Source organism: Tateyamaria sp. ANG-S1, assembly GCF_000814025.1.
In the GTDB taxonomy this organism is placed as follows: Bacteria; Pseudomonadota; Alphaproteobacteria; order Rhodobacterales; family Rhodobacteraceae; genus Tateyamaria.
The window spans coordinates 79178-106101 of the sequence record NZ_JWLL01000001.1; the positions used below are offsets into that span (position 1 = coordinate 79178).

Here is a 26924-nt window from a genome sequence, read left to right on the forward strand (position 1 = left end):
GGGAGGGGCCGCGATCCCACAGCATGCGCTAAGGATCAGAGATTGAGGAACCGGGCGATCACCTCGATCGACGCCTCGTGGGCTGTGGTGCGATCCCATCCGTCGGGGTCGTCGCACATCGGGTCTTCCCCCTCTTCTATCAACATCTGCGCTGCGTTTTCCTTGCAGATGGCCAGGAACGAGTAGTGACGGGCATTCGGGATCACGTCGTGTTGGACGTTTGGCAACATCTCGACCAATCCGCTGCCCTCTGCGCGGACATCAGTGGTGAATCAGGGGAAACCATCGCCCAAAGTCACGAGTTGCACCGGTGCATCAACTTGAGCCGCACTGTCAGCAACCACGGCATATGTGTATCCGGGATCGACGGTGACGATACGTGTGAACCGTGGGTCTGACATATCCGACGAGAAGGCGGTTGGCAGACTGTCGAAATCGACGCCGCCACGCATCAGGAACAGACAATCCTGCGCGGCTTCGCCGAATTCCTCGCAATAGTCACGATAGGCGGCGGGATCGAGGCGGATACCGGCAATGCCCAGCACCGTGGACCCGCCGAGCGAAAAACCCAGTGCGGCGATCTGGTCCGTGTCAATACGGCTGGCGAAGTAGGGGTCCGCAAGGACATGGTCCAATGCGACGCTCAGATCAGCAGCGCGTTCTGAAAGACGGACGGTTTTGCGCGGAGAACTGTCGCCGGTTGTTGTGCCCGGATGGTTCATCACCAGCACATGGGCCCCCCGCTCTGCCAAATCCGCAGCCAGCCAGGCGGTGCCATCATTGCTGCTGCCGGACCCATGCGAGATGACGATCAGAGGCGGCTTTTCATCCGGCAGAGCGGCCCCGATATAGGCCTGGGTTGCCTCAAACACGAGGCTGGTCCCGATCTCTGCGACATAGGTTTTGCGCCCGATAGGGGACCAAAGACCCGCTGCAATCGGGCCTGATCCGTGAGCTGCATTCGTATCATGTGCTTTGCCGGGCCAGATTGCGATCTCGTTCCGGCCCAGACTGCGCGCCATGACCTGCGCGTGGACCTGTGTGGTCAGGGACACGTTCGGAAACCCGGCGGCGAAAGCGTCCATCCGGGGCATCGTCAATGATCGCGAGGCCCTCTTTCACTGTTGAATGGCAGCGCTTACCGTCCGGCGTGAGAGATACGCCGCGCGGCCCCGCACGAGCAGAACCAGGCCCAGTTCAATTTCGAGTTGCTTGATCCGCTGAGAGACCGCGCCCCGCGAAAGGTTCAGTTCCTCAGCCGGGCGTTGCAGGTTCCCATATGAGGCGACCACAGAGAACACCCGGAGTGCATTCAGGTTCACGTTCTTCATTCGATGCCTGCGAGGCGATCGTTTTTCTAAACGCTGATTGGATCAATCTGCTTTGTCAATTTGGTACAGGCGGTCGATAAAGGAGAGAAAACAGCACCCAGCAACAGCGACGAGAGACCGGAGATGACCCAGACAGTCCGCCGAGCGACACCAGACGACATGCCGCGATTGGTCGAGCTTCTCATGCTGGATGCGTTGGAACGCCATGCAGAGGACGCCATTCTCTGGAAGATTGCTGACGATGCGGCCGTCCAGATCGAAAAGGCGCTAGAGTTTGCGCTGACGGCCGATGCGCAACCCTTCCAACAGTTTTGGCACGTCGCGGAGGATGGGGGTAAGATCACGGGTGTCATTCATGCGATGATGTTGCCAGTGCCGCCTATCTATGCGGGCGCGTTCGGCGAGCCGGGGCTGATTTTGCCGGATTCTTTCGTTGTCGCTGATGCACCAGGTGGAACGGCTGAAGGCCTGTTGGCCGCAGCTGAGCGCGCCCTTGACGAAGCAGGTGCCCGGATCAAGCTGGCATCCTATGTTGCGGGTGACGTCTGGCGAACTGCGTTCGAGGCAAACGGGTATGAACCTCTTACGCTTTATCTGTCGCGCAGCGATCTTGGAGACCAGGGGATCCCCGATGGTATTCGGCAAGCCACGGAAGCCGATGTTCCAGGTATTGTTGCGCGCAGCGCCGAGAACCGTCAGGTTCTTTTTGGCATAGACCCGTTCTGGGAAATCCATCCCGAAGCTGATCCACGGTTTGCTGCCTGGATGATGCGGAGCCTGACACTTCGGGATCGCGACATGATGGTTATGGGTCCACCAGATGATCTTGCAGGTTACGTTATCGCGCAGCCGGCCTCGCGCCTGCACTTTCCAGCTGCCCATGACATTGCGGGGACAGGTGTGATTGACGATTACTATCATCCCGAGCTGGCGAACCCTGTGGCACTTGACCAAGGCAGTGAGGGGGCGAATGCGCTGTTGCGTGCGGCTGAGGCGGCGTTCGCCAACCGTGGAATGGGAGCCACCTTTGTCGTCTGTCCGGCGGGATGGACGTCGAAGGTCGCGTTGCTGGAGGCCGCTGGCTACCAAACCGCAATGGTCTGGTCGCGTAAGCGGTAGCTCCGCAAAGCTGCCATTGCGACCGTGTGCAGCATCTGTCCGTGCCGACCTTTTCATACGCTTTTTAATCTCGCCTCCTGTGCTTTGCGCCCTTCATCCAAGCGTAGTTTTGCGGCGCAGCCAGTGGTACCTTCATCTATATAGCCAACCTCGCGCCCACCACCGAAACCAAACATTCTCTTCACATCGTGGGGAGAATGGTGTTTTCCGACGGCGGAACTGCCGGAGATACCCAAGATGACCCCCGAAGAAATTGAAAAGCTGCCCTATCGCAAGAATGTGGGCGTGATGGTGATGAACGGGGATGGCCTTGTCTGGGTGGGTCAGCGCAAGGACCGGTTCAAGGATGCCTGGCAGATGCCGCAGGGGGGCGTCGACAAGGGCGAGGATGCGCAGGCGGCGGCCTTGCGCGAGTTGGAGGAGGAGACCTCCATTTCCCCGGCTTTGGTCGATGTGGTGGCTGAAACCGCCGATTGGCTGCCCTATGAGTTGCCCCATGACCTGATCCCGCAGCTTTGGAAGGGCAAGTATCGGGGGCAGAAGCAGAAGTGGTTTTTGCTGCGCTTCAACGGGTCGGACGCGCAGATTGATCTGGAGACGGCGCACCCGGAGTTTTCAGCGTGGAAGTGGATGAGCCCGGCGGAGTTGCCGGAGGCCATCGTGCCGTTCAAGCGCGATGTCTACGTGCGCGTGCTTGAGGAATTCGCGCCGCATCTGTGAGTGCTATTGCATAACGTGGGCGGCATTCGCAGGGTGAGGCCAACCGAAAGAGAGGGTCGCCTATGTTGCGCGTTCTGAGTTTTGTGCTGGCCTTTGCGCCGCTGCCTGCCTTTGCCCTGTCCTGCATGCCGTACGGTGTCACGGACGCCTATCAGGAGGCAGCGGCGGCAGAGGAGGGCTATGTGCCCGTGCTGGGGACGCTGGAGTTTGATGCGGATCTGGTGCCGGAGATGGATTTGTCCGGGCAGACGCCGACCGCAGCGGTGACCCTGATCCCGGCCACGTTCAAGGGTGATGCCCTGACCGTGCGTGGTGTGGATCCGGCGTTTGAGACGGAGGTTGTGCTGGAGGTGCAGTGCGCGGGCCCGTGGTGCCCGCAGCCGAAGCCCGGCGAGATGCTCGGGTTCCTGCGCCAGACCAGTCACAGCTATGTGCTGCACACCAATGCCTGCGGCGGGTTTCTGTTTGGCCGTCCAAGCGCCGAGCAGGTTGCGCAACTGCGCGACTGTCTGGCCGGACGGGATTGCGTGCCGCTGGGGCAGCGCTAGGGGTCGATGATCGGCACGTGGGGCGCGCTGTCGCGCGGGTAGCCGTGCGCGATGCGCGGGTCGTCTGCGATTTCGATGCGTTGGCCGATTGGGGTGAAACCGGAGCGTCGGTAGAACCCGAGCGCTTGCGGGCTGTCGATGGTGCAGGTGTGCAGATGGAACCGGGTGATGTCGCGGGCGAATGCGAACTCGATGGCCCGGTCCATCAGGTAGGCACCCGCACCGGTGCCGATGAGCGCGGAGGTCAGGCCGAAATAGTCCAGCTCGCACGCGCCCTTGACGCTGAAATCAAGTTCCAGCAGTGCTTCGGGCTGGCCGTCTTTTTCCAGCGTGTAGAGGCCGGTGTCGGGATCGACGAGGATGTCGTGCAGTTCCTGTTCCGGCATGATCGTGCGTCCGTACCAGAGCCAAGGGCCGCCGACGCGGCGGAACAGCTCTAGGTAGGGTCCGACCGCGCGCATCATGGGTTTGAGCGTGAGGCCGTCAGGGCAGGGCGCGCCGCGGTATTGCGGCGTGGTCATTTCGAGGTCGGTGACGACCATGGCCACCTTGCCCTTGGGCACGTCGTGATGTCCATCGGCGAGCATTGTGCGCTCCTTGGGGGCCAGCCCCCAAACCCCCGTCGTATTTTTAGTCAGAAGAAGCGGGGGCGTGGGGTCAAGGGGAAGCGGAGCTAGAGCAGGCCCGCGCTGGCGAATTGCTGTTTCATGTCGATCTTGGGGCGGGGGCCGATGTGGCTGATCACCTCTGCGGCACAGAGGTTGCCCATGCGGCCGCAGGTGGCGAGGGCTGTGCCAGTGGCCATGCCGTAGATGAACCCGGCGGCGAATTGGTCGCCTGCGCCGGTGGCGTCTACGGGTGTGACCGTTTCGACGGGGATATCGTGGCGTTCGCCGTTTCCGATGATCGTGACCCCGTCGCCGGATTTGGTGCAGACCAGGAGGTCGATCATGTCGGCTGTTTTGTTCAGGGCCATTTCCAGATCGTCGGTTTCAAAGAGTGACGTGATTTCGTGCTGGTTGCCGATCACGAAGTCCAACTCGTTTTCGATCATGTCGAGGAAGTCGGGGCGGTGGCGATCGACGCAGAAGGGATCGGAGATGGCGATGCCTGACTTGCCGCCTGCCGCGCGGGTGAGGCGGGAGGCCTGGCGAAAGGCGTCTTTGCCCTTGTCCTTGTCGAAAAGGTAGCCCTCGAGAAACATGATCTCGGCGTTTGAGGCAACGCTTTCGGGGACGTCGTCGGGGCCGAGTTCGGTGGAGATGCCCAGATAGGTGTTCATCGACCGTTCACCGTCGGGCGAGACGAAGATCATCGACCGCGAGGTGGGGAGTTCTCCGTCCGGGATGGGATCATTCACGAAATCGGTGCCACTGTCTTGCATGGATTTGGCGTAGAACCGCCCCAGTGCGTCGTCGTGGACCCGCCCGATGAAGGCCGTGGGCAAACCGAGAGCGCCGACGCCAGCGATGGTGTTCGCGACCGCGCCGCCGGGGGTTTGCAGCCGTTCGGTCATGGAGGCGTAGAGCACCTCGCCCCGGTCCTGTTCGATCAGCTGCATGATCCCCTTTTCGATCCCCATGAGGTCGAGAAAGCTGTCATCGGCATGGGTGATCACATCGACAACGGCGTTGCCGATGCCAGCGAGCGTGTATTTGGTCATTCGGTTTTGTCCTCAAACGGGCAGAGATCGCGGATGATGCAGGTGGGGCAGAGCGGCTTGCGCGCCTTGCAGTGGTAGCGCCCGTGCAGGATCATCCAGTGGTGGGCGTGTAGCTGGAAATCAGCCGGGATGTTGTCTTCGATGGCGCGTTCGACGGCGTCCACGGTCTTGCCGGGCGCGATGCCGGTGCGGTTGCCGAGCCGGAAGATGTGGGTGTCGACCGCTTGGGCCGGGTGGCTCCACCACATGTTCAGGACCACGTTCGCCGTCTTGCGCCCGACGCCCGGCAGCGATTGCAGCGCTGCGCGGCTGTTCGGAACCTCGCCGCCGTAGTCGTCCACGAGAATCTGCGAGAGCTTCATGACGTTCTTGGCTTTTTGGCGGTAGAGGCCGATGGTTTTGATGTGGTCGGTCAGGCCCTCAAGCCCGAGGTCGAGCATTTTCTGGGGCGTATCGGCGATCTGGAAAAGCGCCCTTGTCGCCTTGTTCACGCCTGCGTCCGTAGCCTGGGCTGAGAGCGCCACGGCCACCACGAGGGTGTAGACATTTACGTGCTCCAACTCGCCCTCGGGCGCGGGGTCAGCCGCGTGGAAACGGGTAAAGATCTGACGGATCGTGTGGTAGTCGAGCTGTTTGGCCATGGCGCGTGCTTATGGGGGAAGTTGTAGCAGCGGGCAAGTGGGGCCGTTGCGCGCAGGTTCAAGCACCTGAACTGCGACAACTTGTCCGATTCGTGTCAAAGTTGAACTGTCAAGATTGATTGACAGGGCTGCAATCACGACCTCGACCCAAAGTGGTGGGTGGCCACTGAGCCGGGAGGGATGATGTGCAGGGCGTGGGACAGCATGATGTGCAATTCGATGTGGATCTTTACGCCAAGTCGCAGGCCAATCTCAGGCGTCTGAAGTCGAGGCTGCCAACCGGGTCGGTCGAGGATCTGGCGCGCGAGGTGCTATCGCGGTTGAACCGGCCTGTTTTGCAGAAACTTGCCGAACATCCCGCCCCCGATCAGATCAATGCGTTTTGTCACGCGCTGCTGGCCGACGATGACCAGGCCGGGGCGAAGTTCATTCAAGAGGTGCGCCGGGCAGGCGCGTCGGTTGAGGTCATTTACCTCAAGTACCTCGCCGACGCGGCCTGCCAACTCGGCCGTTGGTGGGACGAGGACCGGGTGTCTTTCACCGATGTGACGCGCGGCACAAGCCGTCTGTATGCGATCATGCATGCCATGCGGCATCAGGTGCCGATCACTGCCCCGGTCACGACCAAGAGCGCGCATTTCGTGTCCGTGCCGGGCGAGACACATACGTTGGGTGTGCGCATGGCCGCCGATCTGTTTCGGCGCGAGGGGTGGGATGTCACCCTGCTGATCGGCAAGACCCATGACGAGTTGATGACAGAGATCGGTCAATCCCGATCCATCGTTATCGGTATGTCCGCCGCCGGGGGGCATGCGCTGGACGCGCTGTCAAAGCTGGTTGTGGCCCTGCGTCTGGAAAAGCCCGAGGCGGCGCTGTTTGTCAGCGGTCAGATCCTTGAAACCGATGCAGAGACCGTGGCCCTTATGGATATTGACGGGATGGCGCATGATTTCGAGACGGCACAAGCCCTGATCGAGTGCCATTGGGATCGAATTTCGAACCGGCGGAACTGAATGGCGCCGGTTCTGTTCCGCGTATCGGTCGCCATGCGTTCAATGTGCCAACACCGGAGTGACGGATTTCCGCCGACGCTCCGGTGTTTTGCGATGTTCGCTTGGAGAATCACGCACAGGTTGAATTCTGTCTGAAACGACTTTGACTTGGCTTGTGGGGTTGCCTTGGCTTCATTCACCTTCAATCTTCCGATTTATGCCTTTGATCAGTGGTCAGCCGACGCGGACACTAATTCGACGACAAGCTATCCGATTGGTGCCAGTTTTACCCTGAATCCGGGTGCCGAACTGACGGTCATTGAAATCGAGGACGACGACGGCAATCCGCTTGGGTCGGATGACAACCTGTTCAGCGACGGTTTTCTGGACACGCCCGGCGATGGATCGAGCCCATCGACCGCTAGCAATGATCAGGCATTGACCGAAGAGGTCGAGATCAACGATGCGGAATTCGGAGAAGGCTCTCAGGTCGAGCTTGAGTTCGCCTTTACCACCACCACGGGCGAGACGTTCTGGGTGATCCGCATTGACGGTCAGAATGTGGGCATCAGCGGCCCGAGCCTGCCGGTCCCCGGCACCACCTATGAGGTGGCCAGCAACAGCGACGGCCAGGAAACGCCCGTCAACGACATTCCCTGTTTCATCGATGGTGCCATGGTCGAGACGCCGGATGGCCCTGTGCCGATTGAGCATCTGGCCGCAGGCGATCTGGTGATTACGGTGGACAACGGGCCGCAACCGATTGTCTGGGTCGGCGCCCGCCCGGTCAGCGATCTTGAGGTCATGTTCTTTCCCGAACTGCACCCGATCGAGTTTGCCGCCGGGGCGATGGGGCCGGGGCAGCCAGCCCAGTCGCTGGTCCTGTCCCCCAACCACCGGGTTCTGTTTAACGGTGTGGCGGCTGACCTGTTCTTTGGCGAGAGCGAGGTGCTGGTGGCGGCAAAGCACATGCAGAACGGGACCACGATTGCCCCTGTGCGGAATGTGACGCCGATCTGCTACCGCCATATCCTGCTGGAACGGCACGAGATCCTGATCGTGAACGGGCTGCCCTGTGAAAGCCTGTGTCCGCGCATCGGCACCTACGATGTCGAGCAGCGGCTGGACTTTGAGCTGTTTGGACGGGCTGGTGTGGATGCGGACACCTTTGCCCGCCCCGTTCTGCGCAAATTCGAAGCAGCCCTGCTGACCTAAGACTGGGGCCGTTTCCCAGTGCCGTTCTTGATCGAGACCTGCCACCATTTGGGGCGACTGCCGCGGTAGGAATGTGTCGTTGGGATCAAGTCATGCGCGTCTGTTTCGTCGAAACTGCCGACCAAAAGGGCGATGACCGGATCATCGTCTATGGCCCCCAGCGTGCTGCCGCAGATGGGGCAAAAGGCGCGGCTGGAATAGTCTGATGATCTGTATGTTGCGGGCGCGCCTCCCGGGCCTGTCCATGTCACCGCGCTTGCCGGAAACTCGACCCATGCTGTCGTGAGTGCGCCGCTGTGGCGCTGGCACATCTTGCAGGAGCAGGTGTGCGGTTTGAGCGCGGAGCCGGTTGCGGCAAAGCGGATGTTGCCGCAAAGGCAGCCGCCGGTATGGGTGATGGGGTCTGGCATGGTGGTTTGTGGCCTTGGGGCGATGATGCGTCCTTGTGACTATGTGGTTGGTGGCGTTGGGCGTGCCAAGTGCAGTTCGGAAATGCACAGGAAACGGGTCGCGCGTGGGGGGGCGCTCGCCTAGGTTGGCTCACATGGAACAGAATGCACAGACCACTGCCGAGACCGGCTATCACTACGGCGTCATGCGCCGCGCCATCGACCTGATCGATCGGGCGGAGGCACCGTTGAGCCTGGATCGCCTTGCCGCCGAGATGGACATGAGCCCCGCGCATTTCCAGCGCATCTTTTCCCGCTGGGTTGGGGTGTCACCCAAGCGCTATCAGCAATATCTGGCGCTGGGCCATGCCAAGGCGTTGCTGAACGAGCGGTTTACGACCCTTGAGACCGCCCATGCCACGGGCCTGAGCGGGTCGGGGCGGTTGCATGACCTGTTCTTGCGCTGGGAATCCATGAGCCCCGGTGATTATGCCAAGGGCGGCGAGGGCCTAACCATATACTGGGGGTGGTTTGACAGCCCCTTTGGTCTGGCTTTGGTCATGGGGACCGACAAGGGCATTTGTGGTCTGGGTTTTGCTGCCGAGATGGGTGAGGACTGGGCCATGCACGACCTGACCCGGCGCTGGCCCAAGGCAGAGTATGTCGAGGACCCGATGCGGTTGCGTCCGTGGGTGCTGGCCGCCTTTGGCGCCGAGGATGCGGAGTTGAAGGAAGCGCCGTTGTACCTGATTGGCGCGCCCTTCCAGATCAAGGTGTGGGAGGCGCTGTTGCAGATCCCGTCGGGCCACGTCACCACCTATTCCGAGATTGCCGAGAGCATCGGCAACCCCCGCGCCGTCCGTGCTGTGGGCACCGCCGTGGGCCGCAACCCGGTGAGTTGGCTGATCCCCTGTCACCGCGCCTTGCGCAAGTCGGGGGGCCTTGGTGGTTATCACTGGGGGTTGCCCGTCAAACGGGCGCTTTTGGCCTTTGAATCTGCGCGTGCAGAGGCCTGACACGGCCCATCACAAGTGTGCGCGGGATGTTGCTGACCGCATTTTCCCCCTATTTCTGGGAACTTTTGCTGCCTATCTTGCGTCCATGATAAGGGTGCGTGCCCGAACACGCCCCCGCTTTGGAAGGCAGTAGGATACAGAGATATGCTTAAATCCCCAGTCGTTTTCGCCATCGGCACCATTGCCGCGCTGAGCGCGTGTACAGATCCCAATGCGTTGGGCACCACCGGGCCGAGCGGCGAACGCATCAATGACAATCGCAACCGCGGTGCAGCCATCGGGGCCGCGTCTGGCGCGGTTCTGGGTGCCGTGCTGGGTGACCGCGAGGCGGCCGTCGCCGGTGCCGTTGCCGGGGGGCTGATCGGTGGTGCCATCGGTTATGACCTCGACCAGCAGGAAGCCGAGTTGCGCCGCGAGCTGGCCAGCGGCGTGACCATCACCAACACGGGCGACCGGTTGATCGTGTCCTTCCCCGAGGCGATCCTGTTTGCCGTGAACAGCTTTACCGTTCGTCCGGGACTGAGTGCGGACATGGCGGCGCTGGCCCGCAGCCTTGAACGCTACCCGAATTCGACAGTGCAGATCATCGGGCACACGGACAGCGACGGCGATGCAGCGTTCAACCAGCAACTGTCCGAGCGCCGCGCGAATGCCGTCTCGGATGTGTTGATCAATCAGGGTGTGCCGTTCAACCGGATCCAGGCCTTTGGCCGGGGCGAGAGCCAGCCGATTGCCACCAACGCGACGGCGGCGGGCAAGCAGCAGAACCGCCGGGTGGAGATCGTGATCCTGCCGAACCCGGCATAAGGTGGATAACAGATGTCAGAGGCCCCGGTTCATCGCCGGGGCCTCTTGCTTTGTGGGGGGAACGCGCCATTCTGAAGGGCGGTTGAGAATGAAGGACGGATTATGACTGTGCCAATTTTGCTGGGGATTTCTGGGTCTTTGCGCAAGGACGCGACCAACACCAAACTGATGCGCGAGGCGGCCCGGCTGTTTGGCGAGTGTACGTTCAATGAGGCGGATCTGCGGATGCCGCTCTATGACGGTGATCTGGAGGCTGTCGAGGGCGTGCCCGAGCCCACGCAGGTGATGGCTAAGCAGATTGCGGAGGCCGATGCGGTCATTATTTCGACGCCAGAGTATAACAAAGCTCCTCCCGGTGTGCTGAAGAACGCCTTGGATTGGGTGAGCCGGGTTGAGGGTCGCCCTTGGACGGGCAAGCCTGTTGCCGTGATGTCTGCCGCTGCCGGTCGGGCCGGAGGCGAGCGGGCGCAGATGATCCTGCGCGCCTGCATGGTGCCGTTCCGGCCGCGGATTTTGCAGGGGCCGGAGATTCATTTGGCCGGGTCGAGCAAGGAATTTGACGAGAACGGGCGTTTAACCGGTGAGATCTACGTGCGTGAGCTGACCGCGTTGATGGAGGCGCTGCGGGCTGAGATTGGGCGCTAGGCCCGCGTGCTGATCTCGATCAGGTTGCCGTCGGGGTCGCGGATGTAGAGCGACAGGATCGGGAATTGCGCGCCCGAGCGGGGGACGGGGCCGTCTTCGATGTTTGTGTCTGTGCTTGCGAAATGCGCTTGCCAGTCAGTGAGCGGCGTGTCTGTCAGCAAGCAGAGATCTGCGCTGCCCTTGGTCGGGTGCGCTGCTTTGGGGTCGAAGGTGTTGTCGGCCTGGTGCAGGTTGATCTTGTGCTGGCCGAAGGCGAGCGCGTGCCGGGTGGAGCCGTCGGCCACCTGGAAGAGCATATGCGTCATGCCGAGAACGGTTGTGTAGAAGGTAATGGTCGCGTCGATGTCCTGCACCGTCAGGACAAGGTGATCGAGTGACGTGAGCGTCGGCTGTTCCAATTTGCATCCTCCTGCCCCATGGTCCGGCGTATGGACCATGACCCTGAACTTGAGCTTCGTCAAAGCGATGTGATGGACCCTGCGCGTGCGCAAGCGATGCAGGTTACGTTGGGCAGTGAGCCGAAACTGCAGGCGGGTGATGCGCTGCCGCCGTTTTTTCACCAGCTGTATTTCTGGTCGCCTGAACCACCTGAGGGTCTGGGCCGCGATGGGCACCCGAAAGTGGGCGGGGTGATCCCCGACATGGGTCTGCCGCGCCGGATGTGGGCCGGGGGGCGGTTGGCATTTCATGCACCTTTGCGGCTTGGAGCGCAGGCCGAGCGGGTGACTGTGTGTGAGAACGTCGTGCGCAAGGAGGGGCGGACGGGGCCGCTGGCCTTTGTCACCTTGCGCCATGAGATTTGGCAGGGTGGGACGCTGTGCGTGTCGGAGCGGCAGGATCTGGTTTATCGCGAGGATCCTGATCTGGGGGCGCCGCGTCCGGTGCCGCCCTTGGCTGCGGTGGATGAGGAGGATGCGGTGGAGCGGTCTTTTGATGCGACGCTGCTCTTTCGGTATTCGGCGCTGACCTTCAACGGGCACCGGATTCACTATGACCAGCCCTATGCCCGTGCGGTTGAGGGTTATGAAGGGTTGGTTGTGCATGGGCCGCTTTTGGCCCAGCATTTGATGTTGATGGCGGAGGCGGCTTTGGGGTCGCTGGAGCGCTTCCGGTTTCGGGCGACGTCGCCGTTGATGCACCATGAGGTAGGCACGTTTTGCCGGAAAGGGCGGGCGCTGTGGGTGCGTGGGCCGGATGGGCGGCTGTGTATGGAGGCGGAGGCCTAGAGGGAGGCGCCGACCTCGAACCCTTTCGGGATCGTGTCGCGACCGTCGAGGATCAGGTCGGCCATTGTGTGGGCGACTTTCGGGGCCATGCCGAAGCCGATCTTGAACCCGCCGTTGGCGATGAAGTGCCCGGGCCGGTCGGGCCATGGGCCGAGCATGGGTGCGCGGCTGCGGGAGCGGGGGCGGAGGCCTGCCCATCTGGCGATAACCTTGGCATCCTGAAGTGCAGGGACGGCCGCCCGAGCGCGGGCAATGATGTCATCGAGCTGCGCGTCTGTCGTGGTCGGGTCGTCATACTCCCGCTCAGTTGTGGAGCCGATGGCGGTTGTGCCGTCGGCGTGCGGGATGATGTGCAGCGTATCCGCGAAGAGTTGCGGCGCGTTGGGGGCCGCAAAGTCTAGGAGGGCAGCTTGGCCTTTGATCCCCGCACCGACCATGCGGGGGTTTTGGGCGTTGAGCGCGTCGAGGCCCGCGACGCCTGTGGCATGGATGGTGATGTCGGTGTCCGGGCCTTGGGTCTGGATGTCTACGCCGTGCGTCTTGAGGGCTGCGGCGAGCGCCTGACAGGCTTGGCGCGGGTGGGCGCGGGCGCTGAGCGTGTCGAAGATTTCCATGCTGGTGGGGCTGTTTGCGGCCCATTTGGGGTTCGCGATGGGGCGGACCGTCCATGTCGCCGCGTCGCCCCATAGGTCTTTGGCCGTTTCGCTGCGCCTGTTTGCGAGGGCGAGCGCCGCGTCATCCGCGATGGGTTGGCAACGGCCTGTGCGTGTGTAGCCGGGGGACCTCCCGCCTGCGGCCTCGACCTCGGTCCAGAAGGCTTCGGCCATAAGGAGGCTTTCCAGTTGGAACTGCTTTTTCGGGTTCCAGTTTTCCGGGACATGGGGGGCGAGGGCGCCGACGATGCCGCCTGATGCCCCTGAGCCGAGGCCATGCGGGTCGATCACCTGCAACTTGGCGCCACGGCGCGCGAGCACCCATGCGATGGACAGGCCAAAGATACCTGCGCCGCGGACGGTGATGTCTGCCGTTGCCATTCCAGATGCCTTTCGCCAAGGTCGCCGCGACATCCTTTACAGGGGCGGATGATGCAGGACCAGCGGGCAGAGCTTGAGTGGCGCGAGGGGCGCGTGCCGGTGTCGGTGCGCTTTGACGATCCGTATTTTTCGCTTGAGGACGGACTGGCCGAGACGCGGCATGTGTTTTTGGCAGGCAATGACCTGCCTGCGCGGTTTGTGGATGGATTTCATATTGCGGAGCTGGGGTTTGGGACGGGCCTGAACTTTCTGACGGCTTGGGCGGCGTGGCGGGATGCTGGGGTGCCGGGGCGGTTCAGGTTCACCAGTTTCGAGGCGTTTCCGATGGATGTGTCGGAGATGGAGAAGGCTCTGGCGGCGTTTCCTGAGGTGGCGGATTTGGCTGAGCAATTGATCGCTGCTGGCGGCGGGTCGGCGGAGTTTGACGAGGCAGCGTTGACCGTGATTGAGGGCGATGCGCGGGAGACCCTCGCGGCTTGGGACGGCAAGGCGGATGCGTGGTTTCTGGATGGGTTTTCGCCTGCGAAGAACCCGGAGCTTTGGGGCGCGGACCTTATGGCTGAGGTCGCGCGGCATAGCGCGCCGGGCGGTACGGTGGCGACCTACACTGCCGCAGGCTTTGTGCGGCGGGGGCTGGAGGAAGCAGGGTTCGCTGTCACCCGTGTGCCCGGCTTTGGTCGCAAGCGGCATATGACGCGGGGCGTTTTGGGGTGAGCCAGGGCAACAACACCCAACAAGGCATTGCACTCATGGTCACCGTGTCGTTGGTGTTTGCGGCACAGGATGGCATCTCGCGCCATTTGGCTGCCGAATACAACGTCTTCATGGTGGTGATGATCCGGTACTGGTTCTTTGCCGCCTTTGTCATCAGCGTGGCCGCGCGCAAGGCAGGGGGCTTACGTGCGGCGGCGCAGACGCAGCAACCGGTGGTGCAGGGGCTGCGGGGGCTGCTGCTGGCTGCTGAGATTTGCGTGATGGTGACCGCCTTTACCATTTTGGGCTTGGTCGAGAGCCACGCCGTCTTTGCCGCCTATCCGCTGCTTGTTGCGGCGCTCTCCGGACCGATCCTGGGCGAGCGTGTGGGTTGGCGGCGGTGGGCTGCGATTGGTGTGGGCTTTATCGGTGTTCTGATCATTTTGCGGCCCGGTTTGGGCGTGTTTGATCCCGCCGTTGTCATTCCGCTGGCCTCGGCCATCATGTTTGCCATTTACGGCCTTCTGACACGATACGTGGCGCGAGAGGACAGCACGGCGACCAGCTTTTTCTGGACGGGGACCGTGGGTGCCGTTGGGATGACTTGCGTCGGTATCTGGTTTTGGGAGCCGATGACGGGGATCGACTGGGTTTTGATGTGGGCGCTGTGTCTGACGGGGGTGTTGGGGCACTGGCTGCTGATCCGCACCTATGAGGTGGCGGAAGCGAGTGCTGTGCAGCCCTTTGCCTATTTCCAGATGGTCTTTGCTGCGTTGGTTGGCATCAGCGTCTTTGGCGAGGTGTTGGAGTTCAACGTCATCATCGGCGCGAGCATTATCGTGGCGGCGGGGCTATTCACCTTGTGGCGCGAACGACAGAAGGGTTGAGCCGACGAGTTCTTCTGAGAACGGGATCGGCAACGGGTCCTGGCCCAGACGGGCGCGGTAGATGGGCAGGCTTTCGGTGACGCGCATGACGTAGTTGCGCGTCTCGCGGAAGGGGATGTGTTCGATCCAGTCGATGACGTCGAAATCTTCTGTCCCGCGGCGCGGATCGCCGAGGCGTAGCATCCATTGATCGGGGCGGGAGGGGCCAGCGTTGTAGGCTGCGGACATCAGGACCAAGTTGCCGTTGAAGCGGCGCGCGAGCTGGCTGAGATAGGTCGCCCCGAGCCGCGCGTTGTAGGCCGGGTCGGAGATGAGGCGTGCCGTCGTATGATCGGCGGACAGCCCCAGGTCAGAGGCCACGTCCCGGCCCGTCCCCGGCATCACCTGCATCAGCCCAAGCGCGCCTGCGCCGGATTGGACAACGGGGTCGAACTCGCTTTCGCGTCGGGCGATGGCGAGGTTCATTTCCGGCGCCATCGGTAGATCTGCATCTGCCAGCGGGTGCAGCGGATAGTATGGCGCGTGCAGGGTGATGCCGCGCTGTGCCACCCGTTTGCCGATCATCACGGCCAGATGGGGTTGACCCGCGGCGATCGCCACATGGCCGAGGTAGCCCGCCGCATTGCGGTCAAGGCGTTCGGCGAGGTGCGTCCAGAAGCGTTCAGCGAGGCTGACCTCGCCCGAGGCTTGCAGGAGCAGGCCCGCTTCGTAGAGGTCAATTTCCGTGAGCCGGGTGTCTTGGCCGGGGGAGAAGGTTTCTGATCCGTCGAGCAGGGGGTCGATGGGCAGTGCGCCACGTTCCGCAGCCAGAAGCCCATAGAACGAGGTCTGGTATTGCGCGCCCTCTGCATAGGCGGCGCTGGCCTGTTCGCTGTTTCCCATCGCCTCGTGCGCGCGGCCGATCCAGTAGCCTGCGCGCCCGCGCGAGATTGGCGAGCGGGTGGCGTCACGGTGGTTCTGGAAGTGATCGAGGGCAACCTCCGGGTCCTGAAGTTTGCGCAGCGCGATATATCCCGACAGCCATTCGAGATCGGCATAGGCTGACCCTTCGCTCAGGAAGTGCCGGGCGGCGAGTTGATAGGCGCGGGCTGCATCGCCATCGCGCATTTCATCGCGGGCGAGCGCGCGGCGGCGGTTGGCCCAGTCCTCGGGCTGGCCGAGGGCTTCGACGGAGCGAGAGCGGTCCATGAGCAGCGCTTTGGCGTCGTCCCAGCGGCCCTTGCGCACGCGCCATTCAAAGCGGTCGCGGGCGAGCCCCGGATCGTTTTGCAGAGCGTCGGGCACAGCACCGATCAGCGCGTCCACGTTGTCGGCAAGGGCGCGCAGCCCGATACGCGCCTCGGCCAGCGCGACGCGGTCCTCACCCACCAGGCGGAACATGCGCCGGGCGCTGGTCAGGTCACGTGACCACAAGAGCGCGTCGAGGCGGGCATTGTGATGTGGTTTCAGAAGATCGCCATAGGTGGCGATGAATCGGCCTTGGGTGTCGCTGTCCATGGGCATGGTGCGCCATGCGAGGACGATGTTGGCCTCGGCCTCTCCGGTGCGGCCTGCGCGTGTGAGAGCGGCGGCATGGGCCAGAACCCCTTCAGGTGTTTGTGGCCCGACCTTTGCAAAGAATGACAGGCGGGTTGCGTCCGGTGCGCTTGCCACTGCCTTTTCCGAGCGCTGACGCAACAGCGCTTCACCCGGCCAGTCGGGGCGGCGGTCAAGGAAATCGATGACCTCTTGATAGGTGCCGCGCCCGGCGCGCAGGCGGTGCCATTCGATGATGTCGGCGGCCACGTCGCCGTCGCGGGCGGCGATCTTTGCCGCGTTGTCCCAACTGCCGCTTCGCATTGCGTCCAGCGCCCAGCCAAGGGGACGGGGCCGTTCTGCCGTCGCAGCCACAACCGACACAAAAAGCAGGACAAAGGCGAGGGCAATCCGGCTCATCTCTTGCAATTCCTTGCGGCGCGTGGCTAGAGCCTCTGAGCATATGTACGGTGTGCGGGGTTTCAACTCACGTTTCCGGACATATGCAAAATTCATCCCAGGCCCTCTGCCTGCCACACGTAAAAAAGGAGCGTGAGAATGTTCAAAGGTTCTATGCCTGCCCTCGTCACGCCGTTTCGTAACGGCGCTTTGGATCTGGAAACACTCAAGAAACTGGTTGAGTGGCATGTGGGCGAAGGATCGCACGGGCTGGTGCCCGTGGGCACCACCGGCGAAAGCCCGACGTTGACCCATGATGAACACGAGACCGTCATCGAGACGGTGGTGAAGGCCGCCGCTGGCCGCATTCCGGTGATTGCCGGGGCCGGGTCGAACAACACGGTCGAGGCCATTCGGTTCGTCGAGTACGCCGCCAAGATCGGTGCCGACGCGGCGCTGGTCGTGACGCCCTACTACAACAAGCCGACGCAGCGCGGTCTGATCGCCCATTTCACGGCGCTGCATGATTGCGCCGACATTCCGATCATCATCTACAATATTCCCGGCCGGTCTGTCATCGACATGACGCCCGACACGATGGCGGAGCTTGCCAAACTGCCCCGTATCGTCGGGGTAAAGGACGCGACCGGTGATCTGGCCCGTGTGTGTGATCAGCGCATGGCCTGTGGTCCCGATTTCATCCAGCTGTCGGGAGAGGATGCGACGGCACACGGATTCAACGCACAGGGTGGCGTCGGCTGTATCTCGGTCACCGCCAACGCGGCGCCAAGGCTGCTGAGTCAGATGCAGGAGGCCTGTCTGGCCGGTGACTATGCCAAGGCGCTAGAGATCCAGGACAAGGTGATGCCGCTGCACAAGGCGATCTTTACCGAGCCGGGGCTGGTGGGCGCGAAGTATGCTATGTCCCGTCTGGGCCTATGTTCGGATGAGGTGCGTTTGCCTTTGACCTGCCTTGCGGACGACACCAAGGCGAAGGTGGATGCCGCCCTTGAGCACGCCGGTTTGATCTAAGGACCGCTGCGCGTAGTGCGCGCTCTCCGCAAATTCACTCTGGGGTAGAAAGTGACGGGTCTGTGCGTGTTACGTACGGACCCGTCGTCATTTTTCCGCAACATGGAAACGATCTGTTTCCATGAATTATGTCAAAAATGTGGTCGTGCGCGTTGTTTCGTTTGGCGCACGTGGTACCGTCCCGACCGGTACAAACCTGGGGGTTACAATGCTGTTTTTACTATCACTCGTCGGCCTTGCCGGCGTGGCAACCTTTGTTGCGACTGACGACGACGACACCATCATCGGAACTGCTGACGACGACACAATCGACGGAGGCGCCGGCAACGACACAATCACCGGCCAACGCGGCGACGATCTTTTGTTCGGTGGCGAAGGCGATGATGACATTCAAGGCTCGCAAGACAACGACACGATCTTTGGCGGAACCGGTGACGATGACCTGCGCGGCGCGCAAAACGACGACGACATCTTTGGCGAGGCCGGCAATGATCTTGTGTTCGGTGATCTGGGGCAGGATTCTCTGGACGGCGGCCTTGGGTTCGACACGCTGAACGGCGGACCCGGCGCCGATACTTTAAGCGGTGGCCCGGATGCGGACACGGTCAGGGGCGGGTCCGGCAATGACCTGATCATGGAATCGGACGATGGTGCGCCAGGTGTGAACACCGATTTGCTGTTCGGTCAGAACGGGCACGATACGATCAGCGGTTCATCGCTTGACATCATCAGTGGCGGCCAAGGCAACGACGTGCTGACCGTGGACAACGTGTCGGATGAAACACCTGCGCTTGAGATTTCCGGCGACGGGGGCGACGACGTGATCGTCGGGCCAGCGCTGAGTGTCGAGGGCGGGTCTGGCGACGATCTGATTGCTGGTGGCGTCAACCAGGCATCTGGCGATGACGGCAACGATACCATCGTCGGCGGGCCGAACGCGGACGTTCTTGGTGGTGAAGGCGAAGACGAGTTCATCGTGGATGAACGCGAGCGCGGTGGACCGGTCAACATTCTGGACTACGACGCCAGCGAAGACACGATCGTGATTGCAGCCAGCGAGTTGGGTCCGAATGCGCCGGAAGACATCGTTCAGCGCTTTAGCCCGGACACCAACAGCATCGAATTGATCGTTGAAGATGAACTGGGTCCGCGCAACATCGCGTCCGTGTTTGGCATCGAAGATGAGACCACTGTGCTGGAACTCACCGTGATTGATGCGACCACACTGGACGAGATGTTGGCGCAGGCGGTCGCCTAGACCGCGCTACCTTTTGCCATAGTAGAGGCCGACCACGTGCTCGGCCTCTGCAAAGAACAGCCAGCGCGAGGCGAGTGTGCCTGCGACGTAGCTGACCACGGCCACAAGCGCGATCCAGTGCGAGAAGGGCAGCGCCAGTAGCAGGACCGGCAGCACCACCATCAGCACGAACGAGATCGCACGCAGCTTGACGCTGTGCTTGCGCCCCACGACATAGGCGAATTCCTTGAGCAGATAGTTAGTGCCGGTGTGCGGTGGCTCGAACGCGCGGACGCTACCGTTCGTGCCAAGGCCCGTGGCGGTTGCCAGCGTGGTGCCTGAGCCCTTGAGCGCGCCGTCGCCCTGCATCCACAGCACCACCTGAATGACGCCAGATATGGCGATGAGGGCCATGGCCCATGTGACCTGACCCGCAAGCAGCGCGCCACCTGCAAGCGAAAAGCTGAGGAACATGGCAGGCGTTAGGGGTGAGTTCCAGCGCGGGATGGTTTTGAGCTGGGCGTAGATCATGGAGGTCGTGAAGACCGTCATGAGTGAGAAGAACGACCCGATGACGCCCAACAGCCCCCAGCGCTGGCCGAAGAATACCAGCCCCGCGCCATAGAGCGCCATGAGGATCAGGGCGACGACCGCACAGATGCCCTCGCGGCTGAGCCAGGACGATTGCCATTGAGTGAAGGCTTTGAGTGCGCGTTCCGGGTGGCCCAAGTGGAAGGTGGACGAGATCAGCCCGCCGACCGCGCAAAGATAGGCGATCACGAAGAAGGCGAAGGCAGACCAACCGGTGACCGCCGGGTAGCCGAGGCCGAGGAAGGTCAGGAGACCAAAGCCGATGCCGGAAAAGACCGTGAAGAAAATAACGGAGGGTGCGGGATGCATCAGAGTTTCTCCAACGTCTTGTCGAGCCAGCCAAGGAAGCCTGCGGCTTCCTGTGCGACGGGTTCGAGGTAGGGGGCAAGGATGTCGATGTCGCCCGCGCCCTCGGACAGCGTGTCCTTGGGCCGGGGCGGCAGGTACTTGTTGACGGGCTTGGTGCCCTGTTCGGGCATCAGGTCCATGCCGCCGCGTTCGGCGGTGAGCTTCGATACGTTGCTTTCGGGGTCCGCGAAGTCACCGAAGTGGCGTGCGCCTGCGGGGCAGGTCCGCACGCAGGCCGGTTCGCGGTCTTCCTCGGGCAGGTTTTCGTTGTAGATGCGGTCCACGCAGAGGGTGCATTTTTTCATCACCTTTTCCACTGCGTCCATCTCGCGCGCACCATAGGGGCAGGCCCAGGCGCAGAGGCCGCAGCCGATGCAGTCCGACTCATTCACCAGCACGATGCCGTCTTCTGTGCGCTTGTAGCTGGCGCCTGTCGGGCAGACCGTGACGCAGGGTGCGTCCTCGCAATGCAGGCAGGATTTGGGAAAGTGGATGAGTTGCGCTTCGCCTTGGGCCGGTTGCACCTCGAAACTGTGCACGCGGTTTAGGAAGGTGCCGGAGGGGTCACTCCCATATGCATCCGTGTCAGCGAGCGGCGCACCGTAGTTTTCGGTGTTCCAGCCTTTGCACGAGATCACGCAGGCATGGCAGCCCACGCAAGTATCGAGGTCAATGACGAGGCCGAGTTTACGTTCGGTGGATTGGGGGAGCTGGGTCATGCGGGATGTCCTGGCTGAGCGGTTGGACTGGGGCTCTTCCCCAGACCCCGGGATTTTTTTGAAACAGGGAAGGGGGATGTGCTGTCCATTGATCCGATCGGTTCGGCTTTGGAAGCGTCCCAGTTTGCGATGAAATAGATGAATGTGCCCACTGCGATGGCGACCAAAGCCGCGATGGCGAGCAGGGTGCGCTGGATGGGGGTCATTTGCCGACCTTCCATGCCAGTTGCATTGGACCTTTGCCCACCGGGGATTTGATCGGCTCCATCGCGGGTTGGCTTTCGCTGGGCGCGTCGGCCTTTTCGATGCGCACCTTGAGGTCGAACCACGCCGCCTGTCCTGTGATCGGGTCGGAGTTGGCCCAGCGGAGGCCGTCACCCTTGGGTGGCAGCAACTCGTGGATCAGGTGGTTCAGCAGGAAACCTTTGGTCGCTTCGGGTGCGTTTTCGTCGAGCGCCCAGGCGCCTTTGCGCTTGCCGATTGCGTTCCAGGTCCAGACCGTGTTTTCGTTGAGGGCTGCCATTTCGAGGACCGGTACGGTGATCTCACCATGGGGAGACGTGACCTTGGCCCAGTCGCCGTCGCTCAGGTTGTTGTCGCGCATCAGCTTGGTCGGCAAGTAGAGTGGGTTGTGGCCGTGGAGTTGGCGCAGCCAGGCGTTCTGGCTGCCCCAGGAGTGGTACATGGCCATGGGGCGCTGGGTCAGCGCGGTGATCGGGTAGTCATCACCGTGGTTGTCGGGCGACGGGTCGTACCAGATCGGCAGCGGGTCCATTGTCGCCTTGATCCGCTCGCGCAGGTGATCCGGGGGCTGGCGGTCGCCATGCCCTTCGGCTGCGAGTTGGAAGCGGCGCATTGGCTCGACGTAGAGCGTGAAGAGATAGGGTTGCGGGCTGTCGAAAAGGCCCATGCCTACGGCCCAGTCCTGGTACGCGCTGTTCCAAGGTTTGTAGTAGAGTGCTTCGTCCGGGATGTGGCCAACCCAGAAGCCGCCATTGTCGATATAGTTGTCGAGCTGGCTTTCGTTGATGCCGCCGCGACCGTTGGTCAGCCCGTCTTCACCCATGCGCCAGCCGGCGAGGGGGCCGATGCCCGGCTTGCGTTCGTGGTTGACGATATAGTCGCCGTAGTCGGCGTATTTCTGGCTGCCGTCGTCATTGGTGAAGCCGGGCAGGCCGAGTTTGGCGCCGAGTTCACACAGCACCGACTGGAAGCCGCGCACGTCGCGGTCGGGCTCGATCACCGGCCAGCGGATGGCGTCTGCTGCAGCGTCTGCCTCGCAAATCGGGCGGTCGAGGAGTGAGATGCAGTCGTGTCGTTCAAGGTATGTGGTGTCGGGCAGGATCAGGTCTGCATAGGCGACCATTTCCGAGCTATACGCATCCGAGTAGATGATGCGGGGGATAACGTAATCGCCGTTCTCGTCCTTGTCCGTCAGCATGTCGATCACGCCGCGGGTGTTCATGGACGAGTTCCACGACATGTTCGCCATGTACATGAACAGCGTGTCGATCTTGTAGGGATCGCCTGCGTAGGCGTTCGAGATCACCATGTGCATCAGCCCGTGTGCAGACATGGGGTTTTCCCATGAAAATGCCTTGTCGATGCGGGCAGGGGTGCCGTCCTCTTTCAAGGCCAGATCGTCGGGGCCGTGAACGAAGCCCAGATGCGGGCCGTCGAGAGGCTTGTCTGGGGACACGCCGCAGTGGGGTTTGGGGTGAGCGGTTGCTGGTTTGGGGTAGGGCGGTTTGAAGCGGAAGCCGCCGGGAACCTCGACCGTGCCCAGCAGGATTTGCAGCACGTGCAGGGCGCGGCAGGTCTGGAAGCCATTGGCGTGGGCAGAGATGCCGCGCATCGAGTGGAAGGAGACGGGGCGACCTTGCATTGTCTTGTGCGTTTCGCCGCGGAAGTCCGTCCATTCCTGTTGCAGCTCAAACGCTTCATCAAAGGCGACGCGGGCGATTTCCGCCGCCAGCGTGCGGATGCGCTTGGCGGAGATGCCGACGCGGTCTGCGACGGCCTCGGGTGCGTATTCGTCCGACAGGTAGCGTTCGGCCATGTGCTGCATGACCGTGCGGTGGCTGATGCCTGCATGGCGGTGGGTCGCGGTCAGGTCGGGTTTGACGCCTTTCTGGTCGAAGGGGGTCAGCTTGCCTGTGGCGCGGTCGATCACAAGTTCCTTGCCGTTGTCGTCGCGTAGCAGCAGGCCAAATTCGGGGGACTTCTCATCGCCGTTGATCAGGCAGGGCGCGTTGGTGAACTGCGCCAGATAGTTTACGTCGATCTTGCCTGCTTTCATCAGGCAGTGGACGAGGGACAGGATGAATAGGCCGTCGGTGCCGGGCGTGATGCCCACCCAATCGTCGGCCACGGCGTTGTAGCCGGTGCGGATCGGGTTCACGCCGATAACGCGCGCGCCGCGTGCCTTGATCTTGCCGATGCCCATCTTGATCGGGTTGCTGTCGTGGTCTTCCGCCACGCCGAACAGCATGAAGAGCTTGGTGTGGTCCCAGTCGGGTTGGCCAAACTCCCAGAACGCGCCACCCATCGTGTAGATGCCAGCGGCGGCCATGTTGACGGAGCAGAAGCCGCCATGGGCTGCGTAGTTGGGGGTGCCGAAGTTTTGCGCCCAGAAGGACGTGAAGGATTGGGATTGGTCGCGGCCTGTGAAGAAGGCGAGTTTGGAGGGGTCATCCTTGCGGATGGGGGCCAGCCAGTCGGTGGCGATTTGCAGCGCCTCGTCCCATTCGATCTCCTGGAACTCGCCGGAGCCTCGCTCGCCGACGCGCTTCAATGGCTTGCGCAGGCGGGACGGCGCGTTGACCTGCATGATGCCAGCCGAGCCCTTGGCGCAGAGCACACCCTGGTTCACCGGGTGGTCGCGGTTGCCCTCGATATAGGCGACCTTGCCGTCCTTCATATGCACGTTGATCCCGCAGCGGCAGGCGCACATGTAGCAGGTGGTTTTGCGCACTTCGTCCGAAACATGGGGTGAAGTGTTGATCTTAGGTTGCTGGAATGTCATCTGGCCTCCCGTCTGCCTGTTTGTCAGGCTAAATAGTAAATCCCTGCAAGTATAAGTGCTGCGATGAACAGGGTTTCGGTGACAAGCAGCGCAATGGCGGCCCCTCCGACCGCGAGCACTCGCTTGAGGTTTGTTTTCATGCCGACAGCCGCGATCGCGATCAGGAGCATCCAGCGCGAGGCCTGGCTCATCAGATCGGCGACCTGGGTCGGGATCAGGTTGAAGGAATTGAGCGTGGCAAGCGCCAGGAAACCGATCACGAAGAACGGCAGAAGCGGGGGGCGCGTGCCGTCCTCGGGCGCTTCGGCGAAGGAGCGGATGAGAACGGCGGCGATCAGGACCACGGGGGCCAGCATCGACACCCGGATCAGTTTGACAAGGGTCGCGGTGTCGCCCGCCTCTTCCGAGATGGAGAAGCCCGCGCCGACCACTTGGGCGACGTCGTGGATGGTGGCCCCGAGGAAAATACCCCCGGACACGTCGTCCATGCCAAGCTGTGTCACGAGGATCGGATAGGCGATCATGGCGATGGTCGACAGGACGGTGACGCCCAAAACCGTGAAGATCAGCCTCTGTTCAGAGCGGTCGTCTTTGGGCAGGATGGCACTAATTGCGAGTGCAGCCGAGGCGCCGCAGATGGCGACAGAACCCGCCGTCAGAAAAGCAAACCGCCAGCCGTGACTGAAGAAGCGCGCGATCAGAAGGCCGAAGGCGATGGTGGCGGCGACGCCGCCGATGACCAGCAGGACAAGCTCAACTCCAAGCCCGGCCATGAGTTCGAACGAGATACGAACGCCGAGAAAAGCGATGCCGAGGCGTAGGATGGTGCGGGCAGAAAAGGCGATGCCTTCCACCGTTTTGCCCTCGTCCCCGAGGAAGGCGACTGCGATGCCCAAAAGCAGCGCCATCAGCATGGCGGGGGTGTCGTAGTGGTCGGCGAGGAACTGCGCCGTGATGGCGACGATGATGGCGACCAGCACGCCGGGGAAAAGCACGCGCACGCGATCAGGGAGCTCTTTGAAAAACGAGTTGGGGCTGCCGGTCGCGGTCATTCTGTAAGGCATTCCTGTTTATAGCCCTGGCAGCAGACTGGAGCGGTGTTGGCGTTTGCGGATTTCATGGCGCGGCCTCTGTCATCAGGGCGCGCGCATCCGTAGCGATCTGGCGTTCTTCGTCGGCTTTGACGACGTGGATTGGAACATCGCCAAAAAGGGACAGGTGTTCCATGATACGGGCGCGGATGGGTTCTGCGTTCTCGCCAACGCCACCGGTGAAGGCGACAGCATCGAGCCCGCCCATGGCGACAATGGCAGACCCGGCATGGCGCGCGGCCCAATAACAGAAATGCTCGACGGCCAGCTTGGCGCGGTCGGTGTCTGCGGCCAGCAGCAGGCGCATATCGTTGCTGCCGCCCAGACCCTTCAGGCCGCTTTCGTGGTTGAGCATGTGGGCGGCTTCGTCCGCGCCATAGATCTCGGCCAGCCGCAGGACGGCCATGCCGTCGATAGCGCCGGAGCGGGTGCCCATGGTCAGCCCGTCGAGGGGGGAGTATCCCATAGAGGTGGTAACTGAGATGCCTTTGTGGATCGCACAAAGCGATGCGCCGGATCCGAGGTGGAAGGCCAACAGGCGTTCCGGCAACGCATCACCGAACTGCGTGACAATCCAGGCGTAGCTGAGGCCGTGGAAGCCGTAGCGGCGGATGCCCATGCTGCGCGGTTCGCGTGGCAGAGCGTAAGTCGTCGCAACCTCTGGCTGGTTCGCATGGAACGCTGTGCCGAAGCTGGCAAATTGCGGCAGTCCGGGGGCGAGAGTTTGCAGCGCGCGAATGCCTGCAAGGTTGTTGGGGTTGTGCAGCGGGGCGAGGGGTGTGGCGGCCTCGATCCCGGCTATGACAGTGTCGTCCACAGCCACTGGGTCTACCAGCGATGTGCCGCCATGGACCACGCGGTGGGCGGCGGCGGTCAGCTTGTCGGGTGTAATCCCCTGCCGTGCGAGGCTGTCGAGGATGGTGGTCAGCGCCGCGTCATGGTCGGGCGCTGTGACGTTTTGATCTTCTGCACCCAGCTTAAGATGGGCCAATGCGCCGCCAATGCCGCTCACTTGTCCTGCCATCACTTCTGTCAGGTCGGGCTGGAACAGCGCGACCTTGATGGAGGAGGAGCCTGCGTTGACGACGAGGATCATGCGGCAGCCATGATGGCCCCAAGAGCCACGGAAGACAGGCGCGCCGCAGGTGGATCGGCGCGCGAGGTCAGAAGGATCGGGACCTTGGCCCCCATGACAATGCCGCCTGCGCAGCCACCGGCGAGGTAAACAAAAGATTTGAAGAGCGCGTTGCCCGCTACGATGTCGGGCACGATGATCGCGTCGGCTTTGCCCGCGACCGGATCGTCAGTTATCTTCTTCGTCGCCACGGATTTGGGCGAGATGATGAGGTCAAGGGCGAGGGGCCCGGAGAAATCGGCATCCACGATGTTCTCGACGGCCCAATCGCGCAGCGCCCGCCCGTCCATGGAGGAGGGGACACTTTCAATGGCGGATTCGGTTGCGGACAGGAAGGCAACCTTGGGCCGGGCGTTGCCCAGCTTGTGCAACAGTTTGACCACCTCGGCCGTTGCGTCCTGGCGCGTTGCCATGTCGGGGGTCACGTTCACGGCAGCGTCCGAGATCGTGATCGACCCGGTGCCGTCCGGTGTGGTGATGTGGAAGATGTGGACAAAGCGGCGGCCCGTGCGAAGACCCGCATCACGGGACACGGCGGCGCGCATGAACGCATCCGTATGGAGCTGCCCTTTCATCAGGACATCGGCGCGGCCTTCACCGCAGGCCAGTGCGGCGGCGGCACCCGAGGCTGCTTCGCCTTCGGCCTCGATCAACTCGAAGCCTGAGATGTCCCAATTTAGCTTTTCGGCTTCTGCCTCGATCATGTGACGCTCACCGGTGAAGACCGGGATCATCATGTTCGCTTCGGTCGCTTCCTTGGCCGCCAGCATGGGCAGGGGCGCACCGGCGCGGGCGATGGCCACGCGGGGGCTTGCCGCCTTTTGCGCCATTTCGATGATGTGCGCAGGCGCGATGGCATTGGCGTCAGAGAGGAAGGACTGGGGCACGAAACCGCCTTTCATAAAT

At 62.3% G+C, this 26924-nt stretch carries 29 protein-coding genes; 13 read left to right on the forward strand and 16 right to left on the reverse strand.

Features of this window, described 5'->3' with window-relative positions:
• Window positions 1–35: 35 nt before the first annotated feature.
• From RA29_RS21680 to RA29_RS00430, 3 genes are read right to left on the reverse strand one after another with little or no spacing between them, the layout of a single operon-like run.
• Window positions 36–230: a hypothetical protein gene (locus RA29_RS21680; RefSeq protein WP_052249379.1), complete on the reverse strand. Its 195-nt coding sequence runs from the start codon at window positions 228–230 to the stop codon at window positions 36–38.
• Between the two features lie 42 nt (window positions 231–272).
• The gene (locus RA29_RS00425; RefSeq protein WP_152612879.1) at window positions 273–1085 is read right to left on the reverse strand and encodes a hypothetical protein; all 813 of its coding nucleotides are present in this window, start codon (window positions 1083–1085) and stop codon (window positions 273–275) included.
• A 33-nt stretch (window positions 1086–1118) separates the two neighbouring features.
• Window positions 1119–1331, reverse strand: coding sequence for a LysR family transcriptional regulator (locus RA29_RS00430; RefSeq protein ID WP_039681872.1), 213 nt, complete (start codon window positions 1329–1331; stop codon window positions 1119–1121).
• 123 nt (window positions 1332–1454) lie between these two features.
• Between RA29_RS00430 and RA29_RS00435 the strand changes: the two genes are divergently transcribed.
• The 3 genes from RA29_RS00435 (at window position 1455) to RA29_RS00445 (ending at window position 3718) form a co-directional block, all read left to right on the forward strand.
• Window positions 1455–2450 (forward strand): hypothetical protein, encoded by a 996-nt coding sequence (locus RA29_RS00435; protein ID WP_152612880.1) that lies wholly within the window; start codon window positions 1455–1457, stop codon window positions 2448–2450.
• A gap of 237 nt (window positions 2451–2687) precedes the next feature.
• Window positions 2688–3170 carry an RNA pyrophosphohydrolase gene (locus RA29_RS00440; protein ID WP_039681876.1) on the forward strand — a complete coding sequence of 161 codons (483 nt, stop codon included), beginning with the start codon at window positions 2688–2690 and terminating at the stop codon, window positions 3168–3170.
• 62 nt (window positions 3171–3232) lie between these two features.
• On the forward strand, window positions 3233–3718 hold the full coding sequence (locus RA29_RS00445) for a hypothetical protein (RefSeq protein WP_052249381.1): 486 nt from the start codon (window positions 3233–3235) through the stop codon (window positions 3716–3718).
• On the opposite strand, the gene RA29_RS00450 is transcribed toward RA29_RS00445, so the two are convergent.
• The 3 genes from RA29_RS00450 to nth all read right to left on the reverse strand — a co-directional run bounded on the left by RA29_RS00450 (window position 3715) and on the right by nth (window position 6022).
• Entirely contained in the window at window positions 3715–4305 is a 591-nt protein-coding gene (locus tag RA29_RS00450; RefSeq protein ID WP_039681878.1) for a GNAT family N-acetyltransferase, read from the reverse strand. The genes RA29_RS00445 and RA29_RS00450 overlap by 4 nt on opposite strands.
• A gap of 86 nt (window positions 4306–4391) precedes the next feature.
• Window positions 4392–5381 (reverse strand): adenosine kinase, encoded by a 990-nt coding sequence (locus RA29_RS00455; RefSeq protein WP_039681880.1) that lies wholly within the window; start codon window positions 5379–5381, stop codon window positions 4392–4394.
• The gene (nth, locus tag RA29_RS00460) at window positions 5378–6022 is read right to left on the reverse strand and encodes an endonuclease III (RefSeq protein ID WP_039681881.1); all 645 of its coding nucleotides are present in this window, start codon (window positions 6020–6022) and stop codon (window positions 5378–5380) included. The genes RA29_RS00455 and nth overlap by 4 nt, the downstream gene beginning before the upstream one ends.
• Window positions 6023–6207: 185 nt before the next feature.
• Between nth and RA29_RS00465 the strand changes: the two genes are divergently transcribed.
• Window positions 6208–7035, forward strand: coding sequence for a cobalamin-dependent protein (locus RA29_RS00465; RefSeq protein ID WP_193743428.1), 828 nt, complete (start codon window positions 6208–6210; stop codon window positions 7033–7035).
• A gap of 165 nt (window positions 7036–7200) precedes the next feature.
• On the forward strand, window positions 7201–8229 hold the full coding sequence (locus RA29_RS21685) for a Hint domain-containing protein (protein WP_052249383.1): 1029 nt from the start codon (window positions 7201–7203) through the stop codon (window positions 8227–8229).
• Here RA29_RS21685 and RA29_RS00475 read toward each other — a convergent pair.
• Entirely contained in the window at window positions 8226–8639 is a 414-nt protein-coding gene (locus tag RA29_RS00475; protein WP_039681882.1) for a GFA family protein, read from the reverse strand. The genes RA29_RS21685 and RA29_RS00475 overlap by 4 nt on opposite strands.
• A 134-nt stretch (window positions 8640–8773) precedes the next feature.
• On the opposite strand from RA29_RS00475, the gene RA29_RS00480 reads away from it, so the two are divergent.
• The 3 genes from RA29_RS00480 to RA29_RS00490 all read left to right on the forward strand — a co-directional run bounded on the left by RA29_RS00480 (window position 8774) and on the right by RA29_RS00490 (window position 11086).
• Window positions 8774–9634, forward strand: coding sequence for a bifunctional helix-turn-helix domain-containing protein/methylated-DNA--[protein]-cysteine S-methyltransferase (locus RA29_RS00480; RefSeq protein WP_039681883.1), 861 nt, complete (start codon window positions 8774–8776; stop codon window positions 9632–9634).
• Window positions 9635–9778: 144 nt separating this feature from the next.
• Complete coding sequence (locus RA29_RS00485) at window positions 9779–10441, forward strand: OmpA family protein (protein WP_039681885.1); 663 nt, start codon at window positions 9779–9781, stop codon at window positions 10439–10441.
• A gap of 102 nt (window positions 10442–10543) precedes the next feature.
• Entirely contained in the window at window positions 10544–11086 is a 543-nt protein-coding gene (locus RA29_RS00490) for an NADPH-dependent FMN reductase (protein ID WP_039681888.1), read from the forward strand.
• On the opposite strand, the gene RA29_RS00495 is transcribed toward RA29_RS00490, so the two are convergent.
• The gene (locus RA29_RS00495; protein WP_039681890.1) at window positions 11083–11484 is read right to left on the reverse strand and encodes a VOC family protein; all 402 of its coding nucleotides are present in this window, start codon (window positions 11482–11484) and stop codon (window positions 11083–11085) included. The genes RA29_RS00490 and RA29_RS00495 overlap by 4 nt on opposite strands.
• A 30-nt stretch (window positions 11485–11514) precedes the next feature.
• Here RA29_RS00495 and RA29_RS00500 point away from each other — a divergent pair, with 30 nt between their 5' ends.
• Window positions 11515–12312 (forward strand): MaoC family dehydratase N-terminal domain-containing protein, encoded by a 798-nt coding sequence (locus RA29_RS00500; RefSeq protein ID WP_039681892.1) that lies wholly within the window; start codon window positions 11515–11517, stop codon window positions 12310–12312.
• Here the strand turns inward: RA29_RS00500 and RA29_RS00505 are convergent.
• Entirely contained in the window at window positions 12309–13346 is a 1038-nt protein-coding gene (locus RA29_RS00505) for an FAD-binding oxidoreductase (protein ID WP_039681894.1), read from the reverse strand. The genes RA29_RS00500 and RA29_RS00505 overlap by 4 nt on opposite strands.
• A 51-nt stretch (window positions 13347–13397) precedes the next feature.
• Here RA29_RS00505 and mnmD point away from each other — a divergent pair, with 51 nt between their 5' ends.
• Both mnmD and RA29_RS00515 read left to right on the forward strand, forming a co-directional pair.
• The gene (gene mnmD, locus RA29_RS00510; protein WP_039682328.1) at window positions 13398–14060 is read left to right on the forward strand and encodes a tRNA (5-methylaminomethyl-2-thiouridine)(34)-methyltransferase MnmD; all 663 of its coding nucleotides are present in this window, start codon (window positions 13398–13400) and stop codon (window positions 14058–14060) included.
• A 35-nt stretch (window positions 14061–14095) separates the two neighbouring features.
• The gene (locus RA29_RS00515; RefSeq protein WP_082029397.1) at window positions 14096–14926 is read left to right on the forward strand and encodes a DMT family transporter; all 831 of its coding nucleotides are present in this window, start codon (window positions 14096–14098) and stop codon (window positions 14924–14926) included.
• On the opposite strand, the gene RA29_RS00520 is transcribed toward RA29_RS00515, so the two are convergent.
• Complete coding sequence (locus tag RA29_RS00520; RefSeq protein WP_039682330.1) at window positions 14891–16861, reverse strand: lytic transglycosylase domain-containing protein; 1971 nt, start codon at window positions 16859–16861, stop codon at window positions 14891–14893. The genes RA29_RS00515 and RA29_RS00520 overlap by 36 nt on opposite strands.
• A gap of 138 nt (window positions 16862–16999) precedes the next feature.
• Here RA29_RS00520 and dapA point away from each other — a divergent pair, with 138 nt between their 5' ends.
• Window positions 17000–17872: a 4-hydroxy-tetrahydrodipicolinate synthase gene (gene dapA / locus RA29_RS00525; RefSeq protein WP_039681898.1), complete on the forward strand. Its 873-nt coding sequence runs from the start codon at window positions 17000–17002 to the stop codon at window positions 17870–17872.
• 121 nt (window positions 17873–17993) lie between these two features.
• Window positions 17994–19130, forward strand: a complete 1137-nt coding sequence (locus tag RA29_RS21690) for a calcium-binding protein (protein ID WP_052249384.1) — start codon at window positions 17994–17996, stop codon at window positions 19128–19130.
• A 6-nt stretch (window positions 19131–19136) separates the two neighbouring features.
• Here the strand turns inward: RA29_RS21690 and RA29_RS00535 are convergent, their stop codons facing one another.
• The 6 genes from RA29_RS00535 to RA29_RS00565 form a co-directional block, all read right to left on the reverse strand.
• Entirely contained in the window at window positions 19137–20009 is an 873-nt protein-coding gene (locus RA29_RS00535) for a DmsC/YnfH family molybdoenzyme membrane anchor subunit (RefSeq protein WP_039681899.1), read from the reverse strand.
• Complete coding sequence (locus RA29_RS00540; RefSeq protein ID WP_039681901.1) at window positions 20009–20767, reverse strand: 4Fe-4S dicluster domain-containing protein; 759 nt, start codon at window positions 20765–20767, stop codon at window positions 20009–20011. Before RA29_RS00540 ends, RA29_RS00535 begins: the two co-directional genes overlap by 1 nt.
• Window positions 20768–20969: 202 nt before the next feature.
• Window positions 20970–23792, reverse strand: a complete 2823-nt coding sequence (locus RA29_RS00550) for a molybdopterin oxidoreductase family protein (RefSeq protein ID WP_039681905.1) — start codon at window positions 23790–23792, stop codon at window positions 20970–20972.
• A 23-nt stretch (window positions 23793–23815) separates the two neighbouring features.
• Window positions 23816–24844 (reverse strand): putative sulfate exporter family transporter, encoded by a 1029-nt coding sequence (locus tag RA29_RS00555; protein WP_052249386.1) that lies wholly within the window; start codon window positions 24842–24844, stop codon window positions 23816–23818.
• Window positions 24845–24908: 64 nt separating this feature from the next.
• Window positions 24909–25979 carry an acetate kinase gene (locus RA29_RS00560; RefSeq protein ID WP_039681909.1) on the reverse strand — a complete coding sequence of 357 codons (1071 nt, stop codon included), beginning with the start codon at window positions 25977–25979 and terminating at the stop codon, window positions 24909–24911.
• Complete coding sequence (locus RA29_RS00565; protein WP_241462521.1) at window positions 25976–26905, reverse strand: phosphate acyltransferase; 930 nt, start codon at window positions 26903–26905, stop codon at window positions 25976–25978. Before RA29_RS00565 ends, RA29_RS00560 begins: the two co-directional genes overlap by 4 nt.
• Window positions 26906–26924: the final 19 nt, after the last annotated feature.

Excerpts from the sequence above, each read along its gene's own strand:
- RA29_RS00535 (WP_039681899.1), bottom strand. The coding sequence starts at position 20,009 with ATGCATCCCGCACCCTCCGTTATTTTCTTCACGGTCTTTTCCGGCATC.
- RA29_RS00515 (WP_082029397.1), top strand. The coding sequence starts at position 14,096 with ATGGTCACCGTGTCGTTGGTGTTTGCGGCACAGGATGGCATCTCGCGC.
- RA29_RS00490 (WP_039681888.1), top strand. The coding sequence starts at position 10,544 with ATGACTGTGCCAATTTTGCTGGGGATTTCTGGGTCTTTGCGCAAGGAC.
- RA29_RS00550 (WP_039681905.1), bottom strand. The coding sequence starts at position 23,792 with ATGACATTCCAGCAACCTAAGATCAACACTTCACCCCATGTTTCGGAC.
- mnmD (WP_039682328.1), top strand. The coding sequence starts at position 13,398 with ATGCAGGACCAGCGGGCAGAGCTTGAGTGGCGCGAGGGGCGCGTGCCG.
- RA29_RS00560 (WP_039681909.1), bottom strand. The coding sequence starts at position 25,979 with ATGATCCTCGTCGTCAACGCAGGCTCCTCCTCCATCAAGGTCGCGCTG.
- RA29_RS00500 (WP_039681892.1), top strand. The coding sequence starts at position 11,515 with ATGGACCATGACCCTGAACTTGAGCTTCGTCAAAGCGATGTGATGGAC.
- RA29_RS00450 (WP_039681878.1), bottom strand. The coding sequence starts at position 4,305 with ATGCTCGCCGATGGACATCACGACGTGCCCAAGGGCAAGGTGGCCATG.
- RA29_RS00520 (WP_039682330.1), bottom strand. The coding sequence starts at position 16,861 with ATGAGCCGGATTGCCCTCGCCTTTGTCCTGCTTTTTGTGTCGGTTGTG.
- RA29_RS00540 (WP_039681901.1), bottom strand. The coding sequence starts at position 20,767 with ATGACCCAGCTCCCCCAATCCACCGAACGTAAACTCGGCCTCGTCATT.
- RA29_RS00445 (WP_052249381.1), top strand. The coding sequence starts at position 3,233 with ATGTTGCGCGTTCTGAGTTTTGTGCTGGCCTTTGCGCCGCTGCCTGCC.
- RA29_RS00430 (WP_039681872.1), bottom strand. The coding sequence starts at position 1,331 with ATGAAGAACGTGAACCTGAATGCACTCCGGGTGTTCTCTGTGGTCGCC.
- nth (WP_039681881.1), bottom strand. The coding sequence starts at position 6,022 with ATGGCCAAACAGCTCGACTACCACACGATCCGTCAGATCTTTACCCGT.
- RA29_RS00555 (WP_052249386.1), bottom strand. The coding sequence starts at position 24,844 with ATGACCGCGACCGGCAGCCCCAACTCGTTTTTCAAAGAGCTCCCTGAT.
- RA29_RS00485 (WP_039681885.1), top strand. The coding sequence starts at position 9,779 with ATGCTTAAATCCCCAGTCGTTTTCGCCATCGGCACCATTGCCGCGCTG.
- dapA (WP_039681898.1), top strand. The coding sequence starts at position 17,000 with ATGTTCAAAGGTTCTATGCCTGCCCTCGTCACGCCGTTTCGTAACGGC.
- RA29_RS00425 (WP_152612879.1), bottom strand. The coding sequence starts at position 1,085 with ATGGACGCTTTCGCCGCCGGGTTTCCGAACGTGTCCCTGACCACACAG.
- RA29_RS00480 (WP_039681883.1), top strand. The coding sequence starts at position 8,774 with ATGGAACAGAATGCACAGACCACTGCCGAGACCGGCTATCACTACGGC.
- RA29_RS21690 (WP_052249384.1), top strand. The coding sequence starts at position 17,994 with ATGAATTATGTCAAAAATGTGGTCGTGCGCGTTGTTTCGTTTGGCGCA.
- RA29_RS21680 (WP_052249379.1), bottom strand. The coding sequence starts at position 230 with ATGTTGCCAAACGTCCAACACGACGTGATCCCGAATGCCCGTCACTAC.
- RA29_RS00435 (WP_152612880.1), top strand. The coding sequence starts at position 1,455 with ATGACCCAGACAGTCCGCCGAGCGACACCAGACGACATGCCGCGATTG.
- RA29_RS00475 (WP_039681882.1), bottom strand. The coding sequence starts at position 8,639 with ATGCCAGACCCCATCACCCATACCGGCGGCTGCCTTTGCGGCAACATC.
- RA29_RS00455 (WP_039681880.1), bottom strand. The coding sequence starts at position 5,381 with ATGACCAAATACACGCTCGCTGGCATCGGCAACGCCGTTGTCGATGTG.
- RA29_RS00505 (WP_039681894.1), bottom strand. The coding sequence starts at position 13,346 with ATGGCAACGGCAGACATCACCGTCCGCGGCGCAGGTATCTTTGGCCTG.
- RA29_RS00440 (WP_039681876.1), top strand. The coding sequence starts at position 2,688 with ATGACCCCCGAAGAAATTGAAAAGCTGCCCTATCGCAAGAATGTGGGC.